Raw genomic sequence first — 1,074 nt, 5'->3', positions numbered from 1 at the left:
CAGGGCGGCATAGGCGGCCACCCGCAGCACCCAGCGGTTCAGTCCTATCACCAGGTCGAAGAGGCCGCGCGGATACCGGTCCGTCGCGGCCAGCGCGACGCCGGCGAACAGCACCAGCAGCCCGATGAGCCCTCCCGAGAACCACACCATCCGGACGCCGCCCAGCAGGAACCCCAGCACCAGATAGTGGGGGATCGCCAGCAGCCACCACTTCACCAGGACCAGACCACGTGAGAGCTGCTCCGGGTACGCCACGTCCCAGTGGGTCGGATAGTCGGGGACGTCGGCGAGGGTGAACGGCGGGTAGCGGTCCGTACCCAGGCCGCCGTACGCGTAGTACGCCACCCGCCAGCTCCAGCGCAGGACACCGACGGTGAAGTCGAACAACGACCGCGGGTAGCGGCCGGTGAACAGGATCGCGAAGAACGCGACGACACCGACCACCGTGAACGCCACCCAGAGGAACATCAGGACGACGTAGTGGGGGAACGCCAACAGCCACTTCACCAGCCACAGCCATCGCGAGAGCGGGGTGTCGAGCCGCGCGCTCAGTCGGGCGGGGTGAGGGGACGCGATGAACTCCGTGCTCATGTGGACCGATCCCTTCGTCGTTCGGCGACGGTCACTTCCGGGAGTCCCGGCGGTGGCGAGATCAGATGCTCCGTCCGGGGCCTCCACTCCAGCTTCCGGTCGCGGGCCGACACGCGCACATGGGCTGAGAGGGCAGGACGGCGGGCCGAGCAGCCTTCCGTGACGGCGGGCGCCGGACGCCGCCGCCGTCGCCCGCGCGTCCGGTGGCACGTCCACGCGTCCGGGGTACGTCCGCCTCAGTCGATGGTGAGCACCTCGGTCACCGGGCGGCGCGGGGTCGCCGGGCCGGAGGGGCCGTAGCCGAGCCGGATGACCATCTGTACGAAACCCATCGCGGACTCCGGGTCGCGGGTGATCCAGCGGACCTCCGGCCGTTCGAGGGCCTGGGAGGTCAGCGACGTGGCCAGCCCGTCGAGGGTGGCCTGCAGCAGGACGCGTTCCATGGCCTGCCCCGCCACCAACCAGTCCCTCGGCCGGTCGTCC

1 protein-coding gene and 1 pseudogene are annotated in these 1,074 nt (G+C 70.6%); both read right to left on the bottom strand.

The window, feature by feature from the left end:
• Positions 1 to 591 (bottom strand): DUF4389 domain-containing protein (locus AOK15_RS39215; protein ID WP_055523769.1); only part of this gene is annotated, 591 nt, incomplete at its 3' end.
• 236 nt (positions 592 to 827) lie between these two features.
• Positions 828 to 1,074, bottom strand: a pseudogene (locus AOK15_RS39210) (Acg family FMN-binding oxidoreductase); the annotation flags it as partial.

Source organism: Streptomyces ossamyceticus (assembly GCF_001418475.1).
GTDB classification, from domain to species: domain Bacteria; phylum Actinomycetota; class Actinomycetes; order Streptomycetales; family Streptomycetaceae; genus Streptomyces; species Streptomyces ossamyceticus.
Note: the sequence above shows the minus strand (reverse complement) of the source record. Positions and strands in the feature narration are given on the sequence as shown.